This is a genomic window from Vibrio sp. 10N.261.52.A1 (genome assembly GCF_002876325.1).
In the GTDB taxonomy this organism is placed as follows: domain Bacteria; phylum Pseudomonadota; class Gammaproteobacteria; order Enterobacterales; family Vibrionaceae; genus Vibrio; species Vibrio chagasii.
Genome location: NZ_MCYD01000611.1, coordinates 1 through 553, shown reverse-complemented (window position 1 = coordinate 553; position 553 = coordinate 1). Strand labels below are relative to the sequence as shown.

Sequence of the window (553 nt, the reverse complement as noted above, 5' to 3'; positions counted from 1 at the left end):
GTAATTTCTTAAACTTAATGTCCCTCCGAGCAGTTTCTTCACACGGAACATCGACGTTTCTGAGAGTGAGTGTTTATGATAGCCATCCCTCATTTTCCAATACTTATTGGAACCGTATAGCTTCTAACAACTGACCGCTAGATTGCGAGGATGGCTGCGTTCCCAGAAGGCAGATCCTTCCCACGGGAGGATTAGTGGGACTGATCGTTTGATACGAATAGCTTCATAGCATGACCTTGTTTCGTAAGCTCCATCGCCAGATATCTCATTGTTTCTTTGGTGGGTCTTTTTGAGTAAGTTAGGTAGCACCTCACCGTCGCTCACATTTGATAGAGTCGCCGCTTCCCGTCAGTGCCATGCTTTTTTGCTCGCTTACTAATGTATGGATAATGAGGGTATAACAATGGCAGTTGAGCAAGCTTGAAAACAGAATTCATGAATCCTTGCAGGCCTCTCAACGGCATTGAAAATACCCGTTTGACTATAAAAACCGTCGTAATCACTATGATTAATAATTATTTACAGTGGGAGCTATTTATAATCACAATCAATT

At 42.3% G+C, this 553-nt stretch carries 1 pseudogene; it reads right to left on the bottom strand.

Going from position 1 to position 553, the window contains the following annotated elements:
* Positions 1-506: pseudogene (locus tag BCT81_RS10720) on the bottom strand (transposase); the annotation flags it as partial.
* Between the last annotated feature and the right edge of the window lie 47 nt (positions 507-553).